At 61.2% G+C, this 23,285-nt stretch carries 17 protein-coding genes; 5 read left to right on the top strand and 12 right to left on the bottom strand.

Annotated features, from left to right (window positions below):
- Positions 1-12: 12 nt before the first annotated feature.
- Complete coding sequence (gene mfd, locus SM765_RS02930; RefSeq protein ID WP_274837029.1) at positions 13-3,474, bottom strand: transcription-repair coupling factor; 3,462 nt, start codon at positions 3,472-3,474, stop codon at positions 13-15.
- Positions 3,475-3,528: 54 nt separating this feature from the next.
- Positions 3,529-4,053 (bottom strand): component of SufBCD complex, encoded by a 525-nt coding sequence (locus SM765_RS02925; RefSeq protein WP_274834088.1) that lies wholly within the window; start codon positions 4,051-4,053, stop codon positions 3,529-3,531.
- Positions 4,054-4,222: 169 nt separating this feature from the next.
- Here SM765_RS02925 and hemB point away from each other — a divergent pair, with 169 nt between their 5' ends.
- Both hemB and SM765_RS02915 read left to right on the top strand, forming a co-directional pair.
- A complete protein-coding gene (hemB, locus tag SM765_RS02920) occupies positions 4,223-5,221 on the top strand; it encodes a porphobilinogen synthase (RefSeq protein WP_065270234.1) in 999 nt (332 codons plus the stop codon).
- A gap of 186 nt (positions 5,222-5,407) precedes the next feature.
- On the top strand, positions 5,408-5,983 hold the full coding sequence (locus tag SM765_RS02915; RefSeq protein WP_065270233.1) for a lipid-binding SYLF domain-containing protein: 576 nt from the start codon (positions 5,408-5,410) through the stop codon (positions 5,981-5,983).
- Positions 5,984-6,082: 99 nt separating this feature from the next.
- Here the strand turns inward: SM765_RS02915 and SM765_RS02910 are convergent, their stop codons facing one another.
- Positions 6,083-6,985: an NAD(P)-dependent oxidoreductase gene (locus SM765_RS02910; protein ID WP_274832266.1), complete on the bottom strand. Its 903-nt coding sequence runs from the start codon at positions 6,983-6,985 to the stop codon at positions 6,083-6,085.
- A gap of 83 nt (positions 6,986-7,068) precedes the next feature.
- On the opposite strand from SM765_RS02910, the gene SM765_RS02905 reads away from it, so the two are divergent.
- Complete coding sequence (locus SM765_RS02905) at positions 7,069-9,543, top strand: penicillin acylase family protein (protein WP_368981406.1); 2,475 nt, start codon at positions 7,069-7,071, stop codon at positions 9,541-9,543.
- A gap of 15 nt (positions 9,544-9,558) precedes the next feature.
- On the top strand, positions 9,559-10,755 hold the full coding sequence (locus SM765_RS02900) for a cation:proton antiporter (RefSeq protein WP_274832218.1): 1,197 nt from the start codon (positions 9,559-9,561) through the stop codon (positions 10,753-10,755).
- 39 nt (positions 10,756-10,794) lie between these two features.
- Here the strand turns inward: SM765_RS02900 and hflX are convergent, their stop codons facing one another.
- From hflX to trkA, 4 genes are all read right to left on the bottom strand, one after another.
- Positions 10,795-12,066, bottom strand: coding sequence for a GTPase HflX (hflX, locus tag SM765_RS02895; protein WP_274832217.1), 1,272 nt, complete (start codon positions 12,064-12,066; stop codon positions 10,795-10,797).
- Positions 12,066-12,305, bottom strand: coding sequence for an RNA chaperone Hfq (hfq, locus tag SM765_RS02890; RefSeq protein WP_008204623.1), 240 nt, complete (start codon positions 12,303-12,305; stop codon positions 12,066-12,068). The genes hflX and hfq overlap by 1 nt, the downstream gene beginning before the upstream one ends.
- A gap of 132 nt (positions 12,306-12,437) precedes the next feature.
- Complete coding sequence (locus SM765_RS02885; RefSeq protein WP_274837026.1) at positions 12,438-13,973, bottom strand: TrkH family potassium uptake protein; 1,536 nt, start codon at positions 13,971-13,973, stop codon at positions 12,438-12,440.
- Position 13,974: 1 nt separating this feature from the next.
- Positions 13,975-15,351: a Trk system potassium transporter TrkA gene (gene trkA, locus SM765_RS02880; protein ID WP_274837024.1), complete on the bottom strand. Its 1,377-nt coding sequence runs from the start codon at positions 15,349-15,351 to the stop codon at positions 13,975-13,977.
- A 102-nt stretch (positions 15,352-15,453) separates the two neighbouring features.
- Here trkA and SM765_RS02875 point away from each other — a divergent pair, with 102 nt between their 5' ends.
- Positions 15,454-15,939, top strand: coding sequence for a hypothetical protein (locus SM765_RS02875; RefSeq protein WP_274838989.1), 486 nt, complete (start codon positions 15,454-15,456; stop codon positions 15,937-15,939).
- 107 nt (positions 15,940-16,046) lie between these two features.
- Here the strand turns inward: SM765_RS02875 and ntrX are convergent, their stop codons facing one another.
- From ntrX to dusB, 5 genes are all read right to left on the bottom strand, one after another.
- The gene (gene ntrX / locus SM765_RS02870) at positions 16,047-17,456 is read right to left on the bottom strand and encodes a nitrogen assimilation response regulator NtrX (RefSeq protein ID WP_274837020.1); all 1,410 of its coding nucleotides are present in this window, start codon (positions 17,454-17,456) and stop codon (positions 16,047-16,049) included.
- On the bottom strand, positions 17,453-19,735 hold the full coding sequence (locus SM765_RS02865) for a sensor histidine kinase NtrY-like (RefSeq protein WP_274837018.1): 2,283 nt from the start codon (positions 19,733-19,735) through the stop codon (positions 17,453-17,455). The genes ntrX and SM765_RS02865 overlap by 4 nt, the downstream gene beginning before the upstream one ends.
- A gap of 98 nt (positions 19,736-19,833) precedes the next feature.
- A complete protein-coding gene (locus SM765_RS02860) occupies positions 19,834-21,204 on the bottom strand; it encodes a response regulator (protein ID WP_065270223.1) in 1,371 nt (456 codons plus the stop codon).
- Positions 21,205-21,207: 3 nt separating this feature from the next.
- Positions 21,208-22,287, bottom strand: coding sequence for a two-component system sensor histidine kinase NtrB (locus SM765_RS02855; RefSeq protein WP_116560293.1), 1,080 nt, complete (start codon positions 22,285-22,287; stop codon positions 21,208-21,210).
- Positions 22,284-23,270: a tRNA dihydrouridine synthase DusB gene (gene dusB / locus SM765_RS02850; protein ID WP_274837017.1), complete on the bottom strand. Its 987-nt coding sequence runs from the start codon at positions 23,268-23,270 to the stop codon at positions 22,284-22,286. The genes SM765_RS02855 and dusB overlap by 4 nt, the downstream gene beginning before the upstream one ends.
- Positions 23,271-23,285 lie beyond the last annotated feature (15 nt).

Genomic DNA, 23,285 nt, shown 5'->3' with positions numbered 1-23,285 from the left:
CGCGCTGAAGGCCTAGCCCTGCTTTGCCTTGGCTTTTCTCTTCTCCGCGACCACCTTTTCGGCCAGGTCGCGGGCGATGGCAAAGGCGCCCTTGATCTTGTCGCTGTCCTTCTTCCAGTCGCGACGCACGACGATTTTGTTGTCCTTGACCTTGGCCAGGCCTTTCTGATCCTCGATGAATTCGACCAGCCCCTGCGGGGAGGCAAATTTGTCATTGTGGAACTGCAGAGTTGCGCCCTTGGGACCGGCGTCCAGCTTGGCGATGCCTGCGCGTTTGCACATCGCTTTGATCCGCACCACCAGCATCAAGGTGTTGACCTCTTTCGGCAGTTTACCAAACCGGTCGATCAGTTCTGCCGCGAACCCTTCCAGCTCGACCTTGGTCGTGAGGCCCGAGAGGCGGCGATACAGGCCAAGGCGCACATCGAGGTCGGGCACGTAGTCCTCAGGGATCAGCACCGGCACGCCCAGATTGATCTGCGGCGCCCATTGATCGTCGCCCTCCGACAGGCCTTCCAGTTCGCCCGCCTTGATCTTGGCAATCGCCTCTTCCAGCATGGATTGGTACAGCTCATAGCCCACATCGCGCATCTGGCCCGATTGTTCCTCGCCCAGCAGGTTCCCAGCGCCGCGGATATCAAGGTCCTGACTGGCAAGGGTAAATCCGGCGCCCAGAGTGTCGAGCGAACCGAGCACCTTGAGCCGTTTTTCAGCCGTCGCGGTCAGGCGCACGCGCGGCTTGGTGGTAAGGTAAGCATAGGCACGGGTTTTCGAACGGCCCACCCGGCCCCGGATCTGATAAAGCTGCGCCAGACCGAACATATCGGCCCGGTGCACCACCATGGTGTTTGCCGTCGGAATGTCGAGGCCCGATTCCACGATGGTTGTCGCCAGAAGGATGTCGAATTTGCCGTCGTAGAAGGCATTCATCCGGTCATCAAGCTCACCGGCCGCCATCTGACCATGCGCAACCACATAGGTCAGCTCGGGCAGTTGCTCCTTGAGGAATTCCTCGACCTCGGCGAGGTCTGAAATCCGCGGTACCACGTAAAAGCTTTGTCCGCCGCGATAATGTTCCCGCAGCAACCCTTCGCGGATGGTGACAGCGTCGAATTCGCTGACATAGGTGCGGATCGCAAGCCGGTCCACCGGCGGCGTGCCGATAATCGATAGATCCCGCACGCCCGTCAGGCTCAGCTGCAGGGTCCGCGGGATCGGCGTTGCGGTCAGGGTCAGCACGTGAATGTCGCTGCGCAGCTGCTTCAGGCGTTCCTTGTGGCCGACACCGAAATGCTGCTCTTCGTCGATGATCAGCAGGCCAAGGTTTTGAAACTTGATCCCCTTGGCCAACAATGCGTGGGTGCCAATCACGATATCGACCGTTCCCTTGGCCATACCTTCGCGCGTTTTGGCAGCGTCCTTTGCCGTAACAAAGCGCGACAACTGCCTGACTTCCAACGGGAAACCCCGGAACCGTTCTGCGAACGAGGCCGCGTGCTGACGCGCCAGCAGGGTTGTCGGCGCGATGACAGCCACCTGCACGCCGGACATCGCCGCGACAAAGGCCGCGCGCATCGCGACCTCGGTCTTGCCAAAGCCGACATCGCCGCAAATCAACCGGTCCATCGGCTGGCCCGAGGTCATATCCGCCATCACGTCCTCGATGGCGCGCAGCTGATCGTCGGTTTCCTGATAGGGAAAACGTGCCGAGAATTCCTCCCAAGCGTGCGGCGGCGGATCCATGATCGGTGCCTTGCGCAGCGCCCGTTCGGCCGCAATCCGGATCAGCCGGTCGGCCATCTCCCGAATGCGCTCTTTCAGCTTGGCCTTCTTCGCCTGCCAAGCACCGCCGCCCAGCCGGTCCAGAAGCCCTTCATCGTGGCCGTATTTGCTGAGGAGTTCGATATTCTCGACCGGCAGGTACAGCTTGGCCGCTTCGGCATATTCCAGCAGCAGGCATTCATGGGCCGCCCCGGCGGCGGTGATAACCTCCATCCCCTGATAGCGACCGATGCCGTGGTCGACATGCACCACTAGATCCCCCGGCGACAGCGATTGCGCCTCGGTCAGGAAATTCTCGGCCTTGCGGCGTTTCTTGGGCGAGCGGATCAGCCTGTCGCCCAGCACGTCCTGCTCGGAGATCACCGTCATGTCCGGCGCTTCGAACCCGTGTTCCAGCGCCCAGACCGCCAGATGCAGCCCGGATTTTCCAATCCGGGTGCCGTCCATGACCGGGATCGCCTCGGCCAGACCTTCGTCTTCGATCAACCCGGTCAGACGTTCCCGCGCACCTTCGGAGTATGAGGCAACCACGACCGGACCCTTTTGCATCCGCTCCTGAATATGGGCCGCCAAGGCACCAAAAAGACTGACGTTTTCCAATTGACGCTCGGGCGCGAAATCCCGCCCGATCCGCCCGCCTGCATCCACCACACCGGGGCCAGAGGCCTGCGCCAGTGGATGCAGCTGGATGGTACGATGTGCACTGGTTGCGTCCTCCCAGGCGCTGTCGTCAAGATACAGCAGCCCCGGCGGCGTTGGTTTGTATACCGTGTCCATCCGCCCCTTTTGGGCCATCGCCAGTTTGCGGGTCTCATACTGGTCCACGATACTGTCCCAGCGCGCCAGCCGGGATGCGGTAACCTGATCGTCCAGCGTGACCGAGGCCTGCGGCAGGTAGTCAAACAGGGTTTCCAGCTTCTCATGGAAGAACGGTAGCCAGTGTTCGATCCCTTGATGCTTTCGGCCCGCGCTGACCGCCTCGTACAGCGGATCGTCAGTGCCCGCAGCGCCGAATTCGATGCGGTAGTTCTGCCGGAACCGGGTCACGGCGGCGTCGTCCAGGATCACTTCGGAGACCGGCGCCAGTTCGATGAGGTCCAGTTTTTCCGTGGTCCGCTGGGTCACCGGATCAAACCGGCGCGCGCCATCCAGCACGTCACCAAACAGATCCAGCCGCACCGGCCCGGTGTCGCCCGGCGGGAAGATATCGATGATCCCGCCCCGGATTGCGTAGTCGCCCGGCTCCATCACTGTTGGACTATGCGTGAACCCCATGCGGACCAGGAACTGACGCAGCGCCGTTTCATCGATCCGGTGGTCGACCCGGGCGCTGAAGGCTGCTTCGCGCAGGACCTCGCGCGCAGGCACCCGCTGACTGGCGGCGTTGAGCGTGGTCAGCAGGATGAACTGCGAAGGCATCTGGTGGACCAGCGCCGCCAGCGTCGCCATCCGCGCGGCGGAGATATCGGCGTTGGGCGAGACGCGGTCATAGGGCAGACAATCCCAGCCGGGAAAGACAAAGACCGGCATGTCCGGTGCAAAAAAGGCCAGCGCGGCGCGCATCGCCTCCATCCGCTTGTCATCGCGGGCCACATGAAGAACCGGACCGCCGGACGTCTCGACCTCTTTCAGCACCAGCCGGGCATCGAACCCTTCCGGCGCGCCGCCCATGGTTATCGCAGGCTGCGCCATGCTGCGCGTCTCCCTCTTCATTGTGTTTCTTCAGCTCTGGGTCCCTGGTGATGCTCAGCCAAAGACGCCCAACCGCAGATTCTGGTACATGCCCCACATCGCCGTGACAAAAATGGAGATCATGCCGATGATCTGGATCGCAAAGCGGCAGGTGGCAAGTCTGCGGTAGAGCGCATCGCCCTGCGGCTCATTCATCCGGATCGACCGCGCCGTCGCCAGATTGACCAGCCCCACCGCAGCCATCGGGAACAGCAGCAGGAACACTGCCTGTGCGAATTCCACGCCAAGACCAAAGCCCAAGGTTGCCAGGGACGACAGCACGAAGCAAGCGATCGCAAGGATCCAAAGTCCCGCCATTTGAACCACATAGAGCATGCGGTTTACGTTGATCCGCACCAGATCCTCCAGATCCTCGGCGCTCTGGCCGCCGTTCTTGCGCGCCCGGTGCACCATGTCAAAGGGCACCCCCAGGATCCAGTGACTGGCCGTGGACCACATCACCGCAAGGGCAATCCAGTACCAAAGGTTGGAAAAGGACCGCAGGTCGATCATTTCGGTCAGTGTCTGAAACAGATCCAATCCCGTGCCCTCTTCCGTCTGTTCGCATTCGCCGCCTTATATCCACCGCCAAAGCCCCCGGCACAAGCCCCGCAGACAAGGGGCGCACAAGCGCGGCGATTGTGCCACTTGCATGACGGCGCGGTTCCATGCGACCCACAGGCGTGCCACAGAGAGATGAGAGACCACGATGAAGCCGACCGTCGCCCCCTTTCCCGCCGCCCGCCTGCGCCGTACCCGTGTTAGCCCTGCGATCCGCGGGTTGGTCCGCGAGAACACCCTGACCACGGATGATCTGATCTGGCCGGTTTTCGTGCGCGATGGTGAAGGAATCGTGGAGCCGGTGGTCTCCATGCCCGGCGTGGTGCGCCGTTCGGTCGACAAGATCGCCGAAGCGGCAGTCGAGGCGCAGGCCCTTGGCATTCCGGCGATCTGCCTCTTTCCCTATACCGATCCGGCGCTCAAGACCGAAGACTGCGCTGAGGCCTGGAACCCCGACAACCTGTGCAACCGTGCTATCCGCGCGATCAAGGCGGTCGCGCCGGAGATCGCAGTGATGACCGACGTGGCGCTCGATCCCTATAACATCAACGGTCACGATGGTTTTGTCGTCGATGGTGAGATCCTCAACGATGAAACTGTCGAGGCACTGGTGAAGATGACCCTCGCGCAGGCCGAGGCCGGTGCGGACATCATCGGTCCGTCGGACATGATGGACGGTCGGATCGCCGCCATGCGCAGCGGCCTGGAACAGGGCGGCCACCGCAACGTATCGATCCTGTCCTATTCGGCCAAATACGCCTCTGGCTTTTACGGCCCGTTCCGCGACGCGGTCGGTGCCTCTGGCGCACTCAAAGGCGACAAGAAGACCTATCAGATGGACCCCGGCAACTCGGACGAGGCGCTGCGGCTGGTCGAACGCGACCTGCAGGAAGGCGCAGATATGGTCATGGTCAAACCCGGCATTGCCTACCTGGACATCTGCCACCGGGTCAAAACCACCTTTGGCACGCCCACCTTCGCCTATCAGGTTTCTGGCGAATACGCGATGATCCAGGCTGCCGCCCAGAATGGCTGGATCAATGGCGAACAGGTCATGCTGGAAAGCCTTCTCGCGTTCAAACGCGCAGGCTGTGACGGTATTCTGACCTATTTCGCGCCTGAAACCGCACGGATCCTGAACGGCTGATCCACCGCTGTCCGGGATCACTTCCGGCGACGGACACTGCCAGCCCCACACGAACGCCCTGCGGGAAGCCGCTCAGGCGGGCTGCGGCGCTGTTGTCGTAGATGACAGCGGGCTTTTTTCCGCCTATGATCCTGCCCAGAGCCGAACAACCGGCCTTTATCCACAACGTGACAGGCAACACTTCACATGAGCAGACATATTTCCCCCCGCTTGACGCGCCGCGGCTTCACTCTTGGCATTCTTGCCGGGACCGGAGCGGTTGCGGCCTGTGGCAATGGCGTTGGCAACAACAATGCCGCCACTATCGACGCCCGCGTCGATGCCACCCTCAACCAGATGTACAGCCGATACCCCAACACCATCACGCTGGCCGAGAAATCGACCGGCATGCTGGTGATGCCGTTGGTTACCGAGGCTGGTTTCCTGATTGGCGGCGCCTATGGGCGCGGCGCGCTGCGCATCAATGGCGTAACGGTCGATTACTATTCCACGGTCAAGGGCAACGCCGGGTTGCAGATCGGCGCCCAGCAATACGCCCATGTGCTGTTCTTCATGACCGACGATGCCCTGGCCGGGTTCCGACGCTCTTCGGGTTGGGCAGCCGGCGCTGATCTTGAATATGTGATCAAAGACGATGGCAACTCTGTCGCGGCGGACACCAATACCCTGACCTCTCCGATCCTGGCGGCCGTTTTCGCGCAGGCCGGTCTGCGTGTTGGCGCCACCCTGGAAGGCACCAAATACACCCGCATCATTCCCTGATCGGACACGGCTCAGCTGATTTCTCCGCTGAAGCCGCAGATAAAAAAGGCGCGCCACATTCCGGGCGCGCCTTTTATTTCAAGTGGTTACGGGCTCCTCTTAACCAGCTGACTTCAGGCGTTTGAACAGGGACGAGGTATCCCAGCGCCCGCCGCCCATCTTCTGCACGTCCTTGTAGAACTGATCGACCAGCGCGGTCACCGGCAGGCTGGCTCCGGTTTCGTCTGCGGCATCCAGACAGATCCCCAGATCCTTGCGCATCCAGTCCACCGCAAAGCCATGTTCGAAATGATCGTCCAGCATGGTCTCATAACGGTTTGCCATCTGCCAGCTGCCTGCCGCCCCCTGGCTGATTACCTCGACCACGGCGCGGCCATCCAGCCCCGCCTTTTCTGCAAAATGCAGCGATTCCGCGAGCCCCTGCACCAACCCGGCGATTGCGATCTGGTTGCACATCTTGGTCATCTGGCCGGCGCCGCTGTCGCCAATCCGGCGGCAGATACGGGCATAGGCGTCGATGATGGGCTCCGCGCGGGCATAGGCCTCCGCTTCACCACCGCACATCACCGATAGAACCCCATTCTCGGCGCCCGCCTGACCGCCAGAAATCGGCGCATCTACAAAGGAAATGCCCAGCTCGGCAGCCGCCTCGAAAAGCTCCCGCGTGACGCTGGCAGAGACCGTGGTGTGATCGACAAAAACGCCGCCCTTGGCCATCCCGGCAAACGCGCCATCCGGCCCCAGGCAGACCGAGCGCAGGTCATCATCGTTGCCAACGCAGGACATCACGAATTCCGCGCCCGCAGCCGCCTCGCGCGGAGTTGGCGCGCTGGCACCGCCGTGCTCCTTGACCCAGGCCTCGGCCTTGGCGGCGGTGCGGTTATAGACCGTCACCTCGTGACCCGCCGATTGCAGGTGTCCGGCCATCGGATAGCCCATAACTCCCAACCCCAGAAATGCAGCTTTTGCCATGTGCTTTTCCCCTGTGCTTTCTTGGCATATGTTGACGCTACCCTAGCACTGGCGGCGCGGGGTGCAATCGTGCCAGGCCGCTGTACACAGAAAACAAAGGGAATAACCTTTATATGGCACTCCTGTTCCGCTGGCTGATGCGACTGACCGCCACCTTGATTCTGCTGTCGCTCGCTGCGGTTGTCCTGGCCTACTATTTCGCCTCCCAGTCTCTGCCCGATTATGACAAGACGATTGCCCTGCCCGGCCCCACGGCCCCGGTCGAGATAGTCCGCGACAACGCCAATGTGCCGCATATCTTCAGCAGCATCGGTGCCAGTGACGAGGACGTGTTTTTCGGCCTCGGCTATGCCCATGCGCAGGACCGCTTGTGGCAGATGGCTGTAATGCGGCGCACCGCGCAGGGACGTCTGTCCGAGATCTTTGGTACCCGCACCATTGAGGTCGATACTTTCGTGCGGCGGCTTGATCTTTACCGGCTGGCACAACAATCGGTCGCGGTTCAGACACCCGAAGCCATGGCCGCGTTGACCGCCTATTCCGCTGGTGTGAATGCCCGCCTGCAGGAGATCAACGAAGAGGCGCTGGGACGCGGCGCGCCGGAGATGTTCCTGTTTAATATGCCGCTGGCCCCATGGCAGCCTGCCGACAGTATCGCGATCATGAAACTGATGGCGCTGAAACTGTCAGGCCATATGCGCGAGGAAATCCTGCGTGCACGCACCTCTCTGGCGCTCGCCGATCCGGAACGCCTGTTTGATATCCTGCCCGATGCGCCGGGATCCGGCACGGCCGCGCTGCCGGAATATGCGAGCCTGTTCCCAGATGTACCGCGCATCGCCGCCTCTTCGCCCGAACCGGAAAGTCGCCTGTTTCCGCTCGCGCCGCGCGGCCTTGGCGGGGCATCCAATGCCTGGGCTGCCGATCCCAGTCGATCCGCTACGGGCGGCACCCTACTGGCCAATGATCCACATCTGGGCCTCAGCGCGCCCGGGATCTGGTATCTGGCGCGGATGGAGTTGGCGACCGGCGGCGTGATTGGCGGAACCATACCAGGGCTGCCTGCCGTGCTCACCGGACGCTCAAACGACTTGGGCTGGGGGATCACCTCTTCCTACATGGATGATCAGGATCTCTTCATCGAAAAGATCAATGCCGAAAATCCCGAAGAATATTTAAGTCCAACGGGTTACACGCCTTTCGTTACCCGCCGGTCCATCATCAACATCAAGGACGCGCCGCCAGTCACCCTGACCCTGCGCTGGACCGAAAACGGGCCGGTTCTTCCGGGGTCCATGTTCTCTCTGGCCACCATCACCCCGCCGGGTCACGTGGTCAGCCTTGGCTGGACGGCTTTGTCGGGCGAAGATACCTCGGTCAGCGCCGCCATCGCTTTGATGCGCAGCGCCTCGGCCCGGGAAGCGATCCGTGTCGCCGAAGATTATATTGCACCTTCGCAGAACCTGACGCTGGCGGATAAGGAAACGATTGCCCTCAAGACCATCGGCGCCATTCCCCAGCGCGATGCACGCCATCAAAGCAAGGGCCGCCTGCCAAGCCAGGGCTGGCGCCGGGAAAACATTTGGAAAGGCCGCGCTCCCTATGCTGCCAACCCGGAATTCATCAGTCCCCGTGGCGGGATCCTGGGCAATACCAATAACAAGCTGCTGGACCGCCCCTTTCCCAACCATGTCTCCTTCGACTGGGGCGACACCCAGCGGATCAACCGCTGGCGCCGCTTGATGCAGAACCGCGAAGTGCATACGCGCGACAGCTTCATTGAGGCGCAGCTTGATACGGTATCCTACTCTGCCCGGGCCCTGCTGCCGCTGATAGGGGCAGACCTGTGGTTCACGGGCGAGGCCGCCCCCGAAGGCAGCCGCGAACGCCAGCGTCACACCGCGCTGACCCTGCTGTCTGAATGGAACGGCGAAATGAATGAGCACCTGCCGGAGCCGTTGATCTATGCGGCCTGGCTCCGGGCGCTGCAAGCGCGGCTGATCACCGATGATCTGGGACCGCTGACGGAAGAGTACAAACACGTGGACCCGCTGTTCATCGAACGGGTCTACCGCGACATCGATGGTGCTGCCGCCTGGTGCGATGTCCGGCAAAGCGCGCCGCGGGAAACCTGTACCGACATGGCACGGCTGGCGCTGGACGATGCGCTGATCTGGATCGAGGAACGCTATGGCACCGCGCTGGAATCGCTGCGTTGGGGCGATGCCCACCAAGCCACCCACGATCACGAGGTTCTGGGCGAGGTGCCGGTGCTGCGGTTCTTTGTGAACATCCGCCAGTCCACCAGTGGCGGCGACAACACCCTGCAGCGCGGGCGCACCTCTGGCGAAGGCCCGATGCCGTTTCAGAATGTCCACGCCGCCGGGTTCCGCGGCGTCTATGATTTCGCCGATCCGGACAGTTCGGTCTTTATTACCTCGACCGGCCAGTCTGGACACTTCCTCTCGCGCCACTATGACGACATGGCCCAGTTGTGGCGCCGGGGTGAATATATTCCGATGTCTCTGGACGAGGATCTTGCCCGCGCGGCGGCAATCGGGGTGACCCGTATCCTGCCCCGGAACTAGACAGAGAGCCCCCGGATGGAAGATCAAGCCGTCACTCTGATCATCTTTGGCCTTCTGTTCTTTGCCGGGTTGGCGGCCGACCGGATCGGACGACGGTTGCGCCTGCCCCGTGTAACCCTGCTTCTGGGCTGCGGCTTGCTGATCGGTCATTCCGGGTTTGGTTTGCTGCCGGACAGCATCACGGAACTGTACCCGGTGATTGCTGTGGTGGCGCTCAGCGCGGTTGCGGTTCTCTTGGGTAGCGCCTTGTCCATGTCCAACCTGCGCCAGCATGGCCGCGTGGTTGTCGTCGTGTCACTGTCCATCGTTATCGTCAGTCAGGTCGCCGTCACAACCGGGCTTTGGGCCATGGGCCTGCCACTGACGCTGGCCATCCTGCTGGGCGCGCTGGCCACGGCGACCGATCCCGCAGCCACCTATGACGTGATCGATCAATCCGGGCTGGATACCGGATTTACCCAAACTCTCAAAGGCTTGGTCGCCATTGATGATGCTTGGGGGCTGTTCGCCTTCAGCCTCGCATTGCTGATGATTGATCTCATCAGCGGTATTGGTGACGGTGTTGATACGCTGATCATCGCCACGCAGGAGGTTGTCGGATCGATAGGACTGGGGATCGCCATCGGCATTCCTGGTGCGCTGCTGACCGGACGGCTGTCAGATGGGGAGCCGCTGCGGATCGAGGCGCTTGGCCTGATCTTCCTGACCGCCGGACTGTCGCTGATGCTGGAGCTGTCCTATCTGATTGCAGGCATGACGACCGGCGCAGTGATCGTAAATCTTGCCCGCCACCACACTCGGGCCTTTCACGAGATCCACAATTTCGAATGGCCCTTCATGATCATCTTTTTCGTACTCGCCGGTGCAACGCTGGACCCCGAGGCGCTGGCGACGCTGGGTATGGCGGGCCTTGGCTATTCGGTTCTCCGGGTGTTGGGGCGCATCTTTGGGGGTTGGATCGGCGGTATGCTAGCCCACGCCCCGGCGACCGAACGGCCCTATTACGGCGCCGCAATGCTGCCGCAAGCCGGGGTGGCAATCGGCATGGCGCTGGTCGCAGCCGAGCGGTTCCCCGAATTCGCCCCGTCGATCATGGCGCTGGCAATTGGAACCACGGTGGGGTTTGAGCTGATCGGACCGATCGTCGCTGCAGCCACGCTCACACTGCAATCACGACCGCGCAGCGGTGCAACGCCGCCGGATTCTCACTAGCAGCTACTTCGGAGTTTCAAGGACGTACAGCACGACGGATCATAGCCCGTCGTACTGCGCCCGTTGTTTCGCAGTCCAAAGCACGGTGATATCAAAACCGCTCTCGGTCTGCTCTTCGGAGACGACAACATCCTGCGCAAACAGCCAGGCCCGTTGTTTGCCTTGCGAAAAATCAAGGCTGAGCACCTCTTGATGCTTTGTGCCTTGCAATTTTTCCGCGATATCCGCCAAGAGCCCGTCGATGCCTTCGCCGGTCAGGGCTGAAATCGCGTGGATCCCTTCCTCGCGGGCGGCGCGCTGACGGCGGGCGTCGGCTTCTTCCTCGCTGAGATTGTCGAGCTTGTTCCAGACCTCGATCTGGGTGCGGTTTTCATCCACCCCAAGCGACGTCAGGATCGCGGCCACATCGCGGGCCTGATGCTCGGTTTCATCGTGGCTGATGTCGCGCACGTGCAAGATCACATCGGCGGCCAGCACCTCTTCCAGCGTCGCACGGAAGGCCGCGACCAACTCGGTCGGCAGATCCGAGATAAAGCCCACCGTGTCCGACAGGATCACCTCCGGACCATCAGGCAACAGCACCCGGCGCATGGTCGGATCCAGAGTGGCGAACAGCATATCCTCCGCCATCACCTCAGCCCCGGTCAGGCGATTGAACAGGGTCGATTTACCGGCGTTGGTATAGCCGACCAGCGCGACAATCGGATAAGGCACCTTGGCCCGCGCGGCGCGATGCAGCGTGCGGGTTTTCACCACCTTGTCGAGCTGGCGGCGTAGGCGCACCAGCTGATCGTCAATTGCACGACGGTCCGCCTCGATCTGGGTTTCACCGGGACCACCAACGAAACCCAATCCGCCCCGCTGCCGTTCCAGGTGGGTCCAGGCCCGCACCAGCCGGGTCCGCTGATAGCTGAGCGCGGCCATCTCCACCTGCAGCACACCCTCTCGGGTGCGCGCCCGATCCGAGAAGATCTCGAGGATCAGCCCGGTCCGGTCGAGGATCTTGACCTTCCAGGCCTTTTCCAGATTTCGCTGCTGTACAGGGGACACCGGTCCGTCAATGAGGACCAGTTCCACCTCTTCGGATTTCAGCTTCTGTGCCAGTTCTTCGATCTTACCCGAGCCGAACAACATCCCCGCATGAGCCTTGGGCAAACGCACCACATCCGATCCGACAACGTCGAGATCGGGCAGCGCCTGCGCCAGCGCCACAGCCTCTGCAAGGGCGGGTTCAGGATCGCGCCGGTGTTGATCCGACTTGATCTCGGGATGCAGCACCCAGGCCCGGGTGCGCTTCCGGTCATGCTCCATCAAGAGGCGTCTTCACCTTCATAAAGGCTGATCGGCTGTGCGGGCATGATCGTGGAAATTGCGTGTTTGTAGACCAACTGCGACTGTCCGTCGCGGCGCAGCAGGACACAGAAATTATCAAACCAGGTAATAACCCCCTGCAATTTGACCCCGTTGATCAGAAAAATTGTAACGGGAACCTTGGTTTTGCGAACGTGATTCAGGAAGGCATCCTGAAGATTCTGTCTGTCCGAAGCCATTATTATTATCTCGCCTTTTTTCTTGCTACGCGCTGCGGACCAACGCGCCTCGTTACAACCAACTATGGACGGAGACCGATTGGGTTTCCACCCGAAAAACATCAAATGCCAGAGCAGCGTAACGAGGTTTTCTTAACTGCGCCAGAGATTAGGCGACAAAAGCGCGATGATCGCCAGAGTTTCGAGCCGCCCGAGCACCATCGCAAAGCACAGCACCAGTTTGGCCGAGGGCACCAGCTGCCACAGCATGATCGGCTCGCTCGCCGCGACTTCGGTCAACGGGCCAGTGGTCGACAGAGCCGATACCGCCAGGATCAGCGAGGTTTCAAAATCCGTACCAAGGGCGGCAAGCACCGTGCTGATCAGCGCCAGAGACAAGGCAAAGAGCATGAAAAAGATCCAGGCCACAAAGGCGCCGTTCTTTTGCAGCCGCCGATTGCCAGCCCCCTCACCGCTGACCGATGACGGATGCACCAGCCGTTCCATTTCGCCAAGCCCGTTGAGATAAAGCGCATAGACCCGCAGCAATTTGACGCCGCCCGCTGTGGTGGCCACCCCGCCGCCAATCAACGACAAGCCCAGAAGAATCATCCCCGGGGTTTCCAACCCCGACCATTGCCCGGCGGCCTCCCAGTCGGCGCTTTCAAATCCGGTGGTGGACAGGAAGGACATCACCGTGAACAGCGCCCCCCAGAAGGCGCGCAGCGCCTGCATGCCATCCTCGGCGCTGTTGACCTCAAACGTTGCCAGCCAGTGGCGCAGGAACAAAAGCGTCGGAACCCCCAGCACAATCAGCAGGCCGGAACGGAACTCCGGGTCACGATCCAGCCGCCCGTCGCCGGTGCTGACCGTATCGGAGGAAAATGTCAGCCGCGACAGGGCAAAGAACATGAACAGGAACATGACCATTTCCCCGGCCATGCCGCTGTTTGCCGCCTCGGTGCCCCCGACCGATGAAATCCCCGAAGTCGCCATCACCGACATCGCATGGGTCAGCCCGGCCAACGATTTGCTGCCAGTCATCATCAAAAGCGTCCAGAGAACCAACGTCAGGGCGAAATAGACCGGCGTCAGGGTGCGCGCGACCGTGATCAATTGGCGCCGTGGATCCGCCTTTTGCATCAGAACAGGTGTCGCGCCACCGCCGCCCGGTTCCCCCTTGGCGGTGACTTCGAAGCCGCCCAGGAACATCGGTGCCAGAACCGCCGATGCGGCGATCCACATCAAAAGGCCGCCAAGCCAGCCAACAATCGCCCGCCACAGATGCACGCTGGGCGGCAGCCGCCCCGGATCGGCAAAGATATCGGCGCCCGTTGTGGTGACGGCGCTGACCATGTCGAAATATGCGTTGAGGAAGCTTGTGTTTTTCAACGCATCCTGCACGGGAAGCGCGAGGAACAGCGGCAATACTGCAAAGGTTGCCAGCAGCGACAGCAGCTGCCCCGGCATGCCATAGCGGGGCACCTTATTGCCCAGCGACAAGGCAATCACAGCGATCACAAAAAGCCCCAAGAGGCCGGAGAAAAAGAAACTTTGCGATGTCGGGTGGTCGTTCAGGATCACCGCATGGGTGGCCGGCACCCACATGGCCAGGCAAGCCACACCCCAGATCAGCAGGAACAAGGGCAGACGCAACAGCCCGCCCGCGGTATGATTGCGTGCCGCCATGCTAGAAGTAGTCGATCGAAACCTGCATCAGGCGCTCGACCTCTGGAACATCGGCGGCCATCGCAAAGATCGCGATGACATCCCCCTCTTCGATGCGCATTTCGCCGCTGGGTCGCAGGACCTCGCCTCCCTTGCGCACGGCGCCGATCAGTACGCCTTCGGGGAAGGGAATGTCGCGGACTGCTTGCCCCGCCATCGGAGAGGTTCCCAGAACCTCAGCCTCGATCACCTCGGCTTCGGCATCGCCAATGGAATAGACCTGCCGAACGCGGCCATAGCGGATGTGTTGCAGAATCGAACTCACCGTGGTGGAGCGCGGGTTGATAAAGGCGTCGATCCCGAGAGGCGCCATCAGCGGCAGCAAGGTCGGATCATTGATCAGGGCCACCACGAAAGGGCAGCCTTCGGATTTGGCGCGCACGGCCGCCAGCATGTTGGTCTTATCATCGTCGGTGACAGCAAGCATGGCATCGGCGCGATCAATACCGCCTTCAATCATCAGAGTACGGTCCAGCCCGTCACCGTTCAGAACGATGGTCCTCTCGAGTGTTTCGGCCGCCCGCTCGGCGCATTTGCGGCTTTTCTCAATGATCTTAGCGCGGATCCGTCCGGTACGGTTCTCAAGCGCCTTTGCCACTTCAAGGCCCACATTACCGCCGCCCACGATCACCACCCGATCCTGGCGTTTTTCTTTCTTGCCAAAGACTTCGATGGTTCTGCTCACGTCGTCCGTGTGGCAAAACACATAGGCGCTGTCGCCGACGAACAGCTGATCGCCCGGTTCCGGTGCAAACAGGCTGCCATCGCGCCGCACACCCACAACGATAGCCCGCAGGGTGGAAAACAGATCCGTCAGCTGCCGCAGCGGCGTGTTGACCACCGGGCAATCCTCGTCGATCTGAATGCCGAGGAGCTGCGCCTTCCCGCCCATAAAGGTTTCCGTGTCAAACGCGGCCGGTGCCAGAAGCCGCTGAATAGCGGCGGCGGCGACCTCGCGTTCGGGGCTGATCACCACATCGATGGGCAGATGGTCCCGCCGGTACAGGTCGGAGTAGATCGCATTCAGGTAGCTGCGCGCCCGCAGCCGGGCAATCTTGCGCTGGATCGAGAATACCGAATGGGCAACCTGACAGGTCACCATGTTGACCTCATCCGAGTGGGTTGCGGCGATGATCATATCCGCATCCCGCGCCCCTGCCCGCTCCAGAACATCCGGGTATGAGGCAAAGCCCGCAATCCCCTGAACATCCAGAGTATCTGTCGCGCGGCGCACCAGATCCGGGTTGTTGTCGACAACTGTCACATCGTTGTGCTCGCCGGACAGATGCCGCGCGATCTGCCAGCCAACCTGGCCGGCGCCACAGATGATAACCTTCATGATCTTTTCCCTTGGGCGCGATCTTGCCAGTTTTGAATGACAGAAGCCGCCAGAGGGGTCAAATCAATTGTACTGACCGTCATCGCGGGGCATTCTGACACCATGACCCGTGCTTACCGCCGCTTCTGTTCCCTGTTCGCCGTGCCCGTTTTGGGCGCCGTCCTTGCCGGATGTGGCCCAGTGCCGGTCTATTACCGCGAAGGCGCCGATGTGCAGAGGCTTCAGGCAGACACGCTTTCCTGTCAGGTCAGCGCGCTGGAAAAGGCGCCCGTGGCCAATGAAATTCGTCAGCGCCCGCCCGTCTATTATCCCGGCGGGCAATATTGCAGGGACGGCAACTGCTGGAGCCGCCCCGGATACCGGGTTGATGGTGGCATCTATACGGTTGATGTGAACCAAGGTTTGCGCAGGCGGTTAGAGCAAAGCTGTATGGCCAAGAAAGGGTATCAAGAGGTACCCCTGAGGCGCTGCACCACCGCCGAAGTCGGGCAGCGTCTGGCCGGACAATCGAGCCGCCTGCCGCCGCTGACTGGCGATGCCTGCGTCTGGAAAGGCCCTGACAACACCCTGCATGTCCTGACGCCGTAGTCGGCTACACTGCCGCCCCGGACACCGGGTTCTCTCTAGGTTTCGCAAACACAATGGTAGCAGGCGCGCAGACCGTGCCTACGCGCCCCGTTATCCGCACGCGGCGGTCAGACCATATCTTCTTCCTGCTCCACATGAGCAACGCGCGCGCCAGCCTTGTTCGAGGTGACAACGCCAAGCGATTTCAGCTTGCGGTGCAAGGCCGAGCGTTCCATGCCCACAAACGAAGCCGTGCGGCTGATATTGCCACCGAACCGGTTGATCTGGGTCAGCAGGTATTCGCGTTCAAAGGCCTCGCGAGCCTCACGGAGCGGCAGCGTCGCCAAGGCCCCGGACAGGACGACGCGGCCCTCGTCTTCGACCTTTTCCTCTTCACGCGGCAGGTCGCGCGCCTCGATCGGGCCATTGCCATCGCCAAGGATCAGGATCCGCTCCACCAGGTTTTTCAGCTGGCGGACGTTTCCGGGCCACATCATGGTCTGCATCAGTGCAACCGCCTCATCCGTCAGTTCACGCAGTGGCAGGCCTTGCGCCTCATTAAAGCTGCGGATGAAGTGTTCGGCCAGAACAGGAATATCCTCGCGCCGATCTGCGAGCGTCGGCACCGCAATCGGCACCACGTTCAGCCGATGATAGAGCTCCTGCCGGAAACGATCCGCTTCAATTTCTGCCTCCAAGGCCTTGTTTGTGGAAGATATCACCCGCAGATCGACCCGCACGTTCTCGGATCCACCAACCCGCTGGAACTGCTGATCAACCAGCACCCGCAGGATCTTTGACTGGGTCCCGAGCGGCATGTCCGCGACCTCGTCAAAGAACACCACGCCTCCATGCGCCTGTTCCAGCAATCCCGGCTCAACCCCGCGGTCCGTGGTTTCACGGCCAAACAGCACCTCTTCCATCCGCTCCGGCTCGATGCTGGCGCAGTTCACCGTCACGAAGGGAGCCGAGGCACGGGCCGAATTGGAGTGGATATAGCGCGCGGCGATATCCTTGCCCACGCCGGCAGGTCCCGTCAGCATCACACGGCCATTGGATTTGGTGACCTTGTCGAGCTGCGCCACCAGCGCCCGGAAGGCTGCGGAATTTCCGATCATCTCGGCAGCTCCGGTTTCCTTGCGGCGCAGATCGGTGTTCTCACGGCGCAAGCGCGAAGTCTCCATCGCCCGCCGGATCACCACCATCAGCTGATCGATATTGAAGGGCTTTTCGATGAAGTCATAGGCGCCCTGTTTGATCGCCGCGACCGCAATCTCGATATTCCCGTGGCCTGAGATGATCACCACCGGTACCTCGGGATTGTCCCGCTTCACGGTTTTCAGGATGTCGATGCCGTCCATCTGGCTGTCCTTGAGCCAGATATCGAGGATCAGCAGCGCCGGAGGCTCCTGCCCGATCTCGGCCATGCATTCCTCGGAGTTCGCCGCCTTGCGCGTGGCAAACCCCTCATCTTCCAGGATATCGGAAATCAATTCGCGAATGTCGCGCTCATCGTCAACGATCAGAATGTCACTCATGTCAGACCTACCTTCACTGTATTTCTGTTAGCCTCAGCCGTACGTACGGCGTCTGGCAGGCGGATCACCGCCATGGCTCCAAAATGGTTCTGTCCTTCGAACACCGGCGCATCCTCAAGCGTCAGGGTGCCGCCGTGTTCTTCGATAATCTTCTTCACAATCGGCAATCCCAGCCCGGTGCCTTCGTTCCGGGTGGTTACATAGGGTTCAAACAACCGCGCGCGGTCCTCTGGCAAGCCGATGCCATTATCGGCAATCGTCACCTCATATCCCCCTTTATCGGCCCGGCGCAGCACCACGCGAATTTGCGGATCCAGATCCTCGGGCGCGCCTTTTTTCTTCAGGCTTTCAATCGCTTCACCGGCATTTTTGATCAGGTTGGTCAACGCCTGCCCGATCATGGTCGCATCCAGATCTGCACAGCACACGGTATTGGGCAGATCCGCCGTAATCGTCACATCCGGCTGGCCGGTGCGCTGCAGCACCACCGCGTCCTGCACCAGCTTGACCAGATCTTCTTCATGGCGTTCAGGTTCCGGCATGCGCGCGAATTTTGAAAACTCATCGACAATCCGGCGCAGATCGTTGGTCTGGCGCACGATCACATCGGTCATGGCTTGCAGTTGATCGCTGTTTTCCTCGCCCAGCTTGGGCGCGAACTTACGCTTGATCCGCTCCGCACTCAGCTGGATCGGGGTCAGCGGGTTCTTGATCTCATGGGCAATCCGCCGGGCCACATCGCCCCAGGCGGCCATCCTCTGGGCGCTGACAAGATCGGTAACGTCGTCAAAAGCCACCACATAGCCTTCGAGGTTGCCATCATCGGACCGGCGCTGCGACATCCGCACCAGCAGGTTTTCCAACCGGCCATGCCGCGTCACCTTGATCTCATCCTGCGCGGTTTCCGCGCCATCCTTGGTCAGGGTTTCGAACAGCGGGCCGAATTCCGGCACGGCCACGGCGAGCGCCAGCGATTGCCGGTCCCCGTGCCAATCCAGCAGACGTTCCCCGGACCGGTTCACAAAGGCGACCCGTCCTTCGGCATCCAACCCAACGACACCGGAGGTGACTGAGGAGAGAACCGAATCGAACAGCCTCCGACGGCGCTCAATCTGGTCGGTGTTTTCCAGCAAGGTCTTGCGCTGTTGTTTCAGTTCCCGCGTCATCCTGTTGAAATACTGGCCAAGTTGGGAAATCTCGTCACCGCCGTTCTCTTCGGGCACCTGCACGTCAAGATCACCGCCACCGACCCGGCGCGCGGCCACGGTCAGGCGACCGACAGGACCGGACAAACGTTCCGCAAACCACATGCCCAGCCACATGGCCGCCAGGATCAGGATCAATGCAAACCCGATGTACAAAAGGCCGAATTCGAACAACACCCGACCGCGCTCTTTCTCAAGCTGTTGATAGAGGTTCGCGGTCTGCTGGGTTTCATCCAGAAGGTTCAGCAATTCACCATCCACATCGCGGCTGATGTACAGGAACCGGTCGACAAAGGCGTTCAGGCGCACAATGGCCCTAAACTCGTTATTGTCCCAGTCCTGGATGATGCTCATCCCCTGCTCAGCCGCCTCGGTGATCTGCTCGGGATCGGGATGTTCGAAATCAAATTCGTAGGACCGTTCGCCCCGCGCCCGGATATCGCCAACGCCATCGATGACATAGGCCTCGCGTAGGCCACGCTGGATCTGCAGCTGCCCCTGCGACAGAACCTGCCGCAGCTCTGCATCGTTCATGAAAAAACTACGCGAGCGGCTGGTATCTAGGTAACGCGCCAGCGCCTCGCCATCTTCGGAAAGGTCACGCCGTTGTTCCACCTGATAGGCCTCGGCAGCCGCAAGCGACGAGCCGATGACCTGCCGAACACGCTGGGAAAACCAGCCCTCAAGCCCAACATTCACCGTCAATACTGCAAAGATCGCGACGATAACCGTGGGCACCAGCGCCAAAAACCCAAAGGCTCCGATTAGCCTCAGGTGCAGTCTGGAGCCAGCCGATTTGGAACGGCGCGCCGCGAACAGACGCACAATCTGGGTCAGCACCAAGGCGGCAATCGCCATGATGTAGACCATGTCGGCCAGCAGAATCAGGCGCAACGACATAGAGGATGCGCCGTGCCCCAAAGGACCAAAGATCAGAAACGTCACCAGAGCCAGAATCGGCCCCAGCAGGACAAGGCCAAGGGTGCCGATATTGCGAGCCTTCCGGGTTTTCCGCCACCGGTCAAACGCCGCGAGCGTTCTGAATCCCCCGCGAAGATGTGACTTCTGCGCCACTGGCTGCCCTCATTCTGATGTATGGCCTTCTAGGCCAACCGCCACATATCGCGACCTCACCGACGGCTGTGCCGGTCGGCCACGTTTCTGTGGCGATATTACATCAGTTTGCGCCGCCGTGTCACCTCAATATCAAGGTCCGTAATTTTCTTTCTCAGGGTATTGCGGTTGATGCCCAGCAATTCGGCGCATTTCGCCTGATTTCCGCCGGTTGCAGCCAGCGCAATCTCGATCAAGGGCGTCTCTACTTCGCGCAGCAGCCGTCCGTAAAGCCCCGGCGGCGGCAACATGTCGCCATGCAGATCAAAATAGCGTTGCAGGTGGCGCGCCACGGATTCGGATAGCTTTTCGTTGACTGCGCCACTGACCATGGGTTCGGCCCCGGTCTGCGGTCCCAGCGCCGCCGCAACATCGGATTTACCGATTTCCTCGCTCCGCGCAGTCAGCGCCAGTCGGCGAACCACATTTTCCAGCTGGCGCACGTTCCCAGGCCAGGCGAAATGGCGCAAAAGCTCGCGTCCCTCCTCGCTCAGCGTGCGGTGCGGCGCGCCTTCGTTCTCTGCCCGGATCAGGAAGTGTTCGGCCAAGAGCGCTATATCCTCGACCCGTTCGCGTAGCGCGGGCACGTGCAGTTCCGTCCCGCAGAGCCGGTAATACAGATCGGCGCGCAGCTCCCCGGCCTCCATCGCCGGAGCCAGGTCTTTCTGGCTCGTCGCCATGAAACGCGGAGAATGATCACTGGTCGCATCCATCATGCGCACCAGCCGGGCCTGCGCCTCATCCGGCAGATCCAGAAGCTCATCAATCAGCAGCGTGCCGCCCTTGACCTGCGACAAAAGCCGTGCAGGACCTTCGAGCTCGATCAGCTCGGCGGCGGTGGCGGTCACATAGGGCAAGGTACGCCGGTCGGAGAAATCGTGAATAGCACGCGCAATCAATGACTTGCCTGTACCACTTTCACCCGTAACCAAAAGCGGCATATCGGTGTTCATCACCCGCGCGATCAGGCGGTACAGGCCCTGCATCACCTCGGTACGACCAACGAGAGGCAGTTCCTCGGGGCGGTCGCCTTCTTCTTCTGAACGGGCCGTGGTCGCGGTGGTCCGTTTCTCCGACAACGCCTTGGCCGTGCGCTTCATCAGCTCCGGCAAGTCAAAGGGTTTCGGCAGGTAGTCATAGGCATCCGCCTCGGCCGCCTTGATCGCGGTCATGATGGTGTTTTGGGCCGAAATTACGATCACCGGCAGTCCGGGACGGTCCTCGGCAATCTTGGGCAGCATTTCCAACCCGTTTCCGTCCGGCATCATCACGTCGGAAATCACCACATCACCCTTACCCTCGGCCACCCAGCGCATCAGCGTGGTCAGGGATGAGGTCGCATGAACCTTGCATCCGGCCCGCGTCAGCGCCTGTGTCAGAACCGTGCGAATGGTGCGGTCGTCATCTGCGACCAGAACGGTGCCATCCATCGATCAACTCTCCTGCGATTGGACGTCGCGCGGAACACGCGACAAAGAAAGCCTGAAAACTGTGTGCCCCGGTTCGGAGCTGACAGAAATCCAGCCGTCATGGTCGGCAATGATCTTGCTGACCAATGCGAGCCCCAACCCGGTGCCGTTTTCACGCCCCGAGACAAAGGGATCAAAAATGTCCTCCCTGATGGTGTCCGGCAGCCCCGGTCCATCGTCGATGATCTCGATCTGAAGCGGTAACAGTTTCCCGGTTCCATCGCTGCGGCGCAGCCGGAAGGAATGCTCGTAAAAGGTACGGATCCGAATTTTTCCGCCTTTTTTACCAGCAGCTTCGGAGGCGTTCTTCAACAGGTTCAGGATCACCTGGAGCAGCTGATCTGCATCGCCCCAGGCCGAGGGCAAGGACGGATCGTATTCTTCGGTGATCGTCATATTGGCGCCGAACCCCAACAGCGCAGAGCGCCGGGCCCGGTCCAGAACATCGTGCAGGTTCACCGGTTTAAAATCCGGCTCCGAGAGATTGCCGAATTGCTCCACCTGCTCCAGCAGTTTCACGATCCGGCGGCTTTCGCTGACGATCAGATCGGTCAGCTCCAGATCTTCGGCCGACAGGTTCATGCTCAGCAGTTGCGCCGCGCCGGTGATCCCGGCCAGCGGGTTCTTGATCTCATGGGCCAGCATTTCCGCCATCCCGATGGCAGATTGCGCCGCCGATTTGGCAGAATGGTTCTGCGTCATCCGCCCGGCGAGTTCACGCGGGGACAGCATCAGCAGCATCATCCCCTCGTGGCCGCTCACCGGGGAAATCTGCACCCCGCATTGCAGTGGCGCACGGCTGCTGGCGCCGACGTCAATGTCATTGACGAACAGGGGCGTGCCCGAACTGCGGCTGCGCGCAAAGGCATCCGTGATCGGCGCATCGATATAGATCTGGCTCCAGACCGGTTTCCCCATCAACGCCTTTCGCGAGGTGTTGAGGAACCCCTCCGCCGCAGAATTTGCGTCCGCGATCAAGTCTTCCGCATCAATCAGAAAAGCCGGGACCGGAAGCGAAGCCCATAGCGCACCATCGTCAATCACGCTGCTACCTCGTCTGTTTGCTCACTCAAAGCTGCCTCAAGAAGAACCAGAACCTGATCCGGATCGCGCTCCGTCAGAACCGCGCGGCGCAGAACGGGGCCAGTGCCTGCGGCATCCATGTACCAGCCCAGATGTTTGCGTGCGACGCGGGTGCCCAGGTCGATGCCGTAGAAAGAGAGCATTGCCTGATAATGCCCTGAAACCATGGCCAAAAGCTGTTTTCCTTCGGGGACATCCGGCTTGGGCGTCTGCCAAAGATCATGCGCGATCTCGGCCAGCAGCCACGGCTTGCCCTGGGCGCCGCGGCCAATCATCACGCCATCAGCGCCGGATTGGTCCAGCGCCTGATGGGCCGCGCCCGTGCCAGTAATGTCGCCATTGGCCAGAACCGGTATATCCACCGCGTCTTTGATGGCTCGGATCGCTGCCCAATCGGCGGACCCCTTGTAGAACTGGCAGCGGGTGCGACCGTGGATGGTCACCATCTTGATGCCCGCATCTTCGGCCCGCCGCGCCACCGAGGCGGCGTTGAGACTCCCCTCATCCCAACCAAGGCGCGTTTTCAGCGTCACCGGGATATCGACCGCCGCCACGACGGCCTCGATCAGCGACAGGGCGTGATCGGGCGTCTTCAACAGCGCCGAGCCGGAATAGCCATTGGTCACCTTCTTGGCCGGGCAGCCCATGTTGATATCGATAACCCGCGCGCCCCGGTCCGCAACCTGCCGGGCGGCCTCTGCCATCCAATGGGCTTCACGCCCGGCCAGCTGAACCGCCGTATTCTCCACATCCGCGCTCAGCTCGGCCCGCTCACGCACGCCGGGCTTGGCCTGCACCATTTCCTGGCTGGCCACCATCTCGCTGACCGTCAGCCCAACGCCAAAAGAACGAACCAGATCCCGAAACGGACGGTCCGTGATTCCGGCCATCGGCGCGAGTGCGATCGGCGGTGTCATAGAGGTGGTTCCGAGGCTGAAGGGCAACTGCCTAATCCTTGT

The sequence above is a fragment of the Pseudophaeobacter sp. 1A09344 genome, from assembly GCF_041008745.1.
GTDB classification, from domain to species: Bacteria; Pseudomonadota; Alphaproteobacteria; order Rhodobacterales; family Rhodobacteraceae; genus Phycobacter; species Phycobacter gallaeciensis_A.
This window is presented reverse-complemented; position numbering and strand designations above follow the sequence as displayed.

Bases quoted from the DNA above. Each gene is read 5' to 3' on its own strand.
- SM765_RS02915 (WP_065270233.1), top strand. From the start codon at position 5,408: ATGAGCAGACATATTTCCCCCCGCTTGACGCGCCGCGGCTTCACTCTT.
- hemB (WP_065270234.1), top strand. From the start codon at position 4,223: ATGAAGCCGACCGTCGCCCCCTTTCCCGCCGCCCGCCTGCGCCGTACC.
- SM765_RS02875 (WP_274838989.1), top strand. From the start codon at position 15,454: ATGACCCGTGCTTACCGCCGCTTCTGTTCCCTGTTCGCCGTGCCCGTT.
- SM765_RS02885 (WP_274837026.1), bottom strand. From the start codon at position 13,973: ATGGCGGCACGCAATCATACCGCGGGCGGGCTGTTGCGTCTGCCCTTG.
- ntrX (WP_274837020.1), bottom strand. From the start codon at position 17,456: ATGAGTGACATTCTGATCGTTGACGATGAGCGCGACATTCGCGAATTG.
- mfd (WP_274837029.1), bottom strand. From the start codon at position 3,474: ATGGCGCAGCCTGCGATAACCATGGGCGGCGCGCCGGAAGGGTTCGAT.
- SM765_RS02900 (WP_274832218.1), top strand. From the start codon at position 9,559: ATGGAAGATCAAGCCGTCACTCTGATCATCTTTGGCCTTCTGTTCTTT.
- hfq (WP_008204623.1), bottom strand. From the start codon at position 12,305: ATGGCTTCGGACAGACAGAATCTTCAGGATGCCTTCCTGAATCACGTT.
- SM765_RS02860 (WP_065270223.1), bottom strand. From the start codon at position 21,204: ATGGATGGCACCGTTCTGGTCGCAGATGACGACCGCACCATTCGCACG.
- SM765_RS02905 (WP_368981406.1), top strand. From the start codon at position 7,069: ATGGCACTCCTGTTCCGCTGGCTGATGCGACTGACCGCCACCTTGATT.
- trkA (WP_274837024.1), bottom strand. From the start codon at position 15,351: ATGAAGGTTATCATCTGTGGCGCCGGCCAGGTTGGCTGGCAGATCGCG.
- hflX (WP_274832217.1), bottom strand. From the start codon at position 12,066: ATGGAGCATGACCGGAAGCGCACCCGGGCCTGGGTGCTGCATCCCGAG.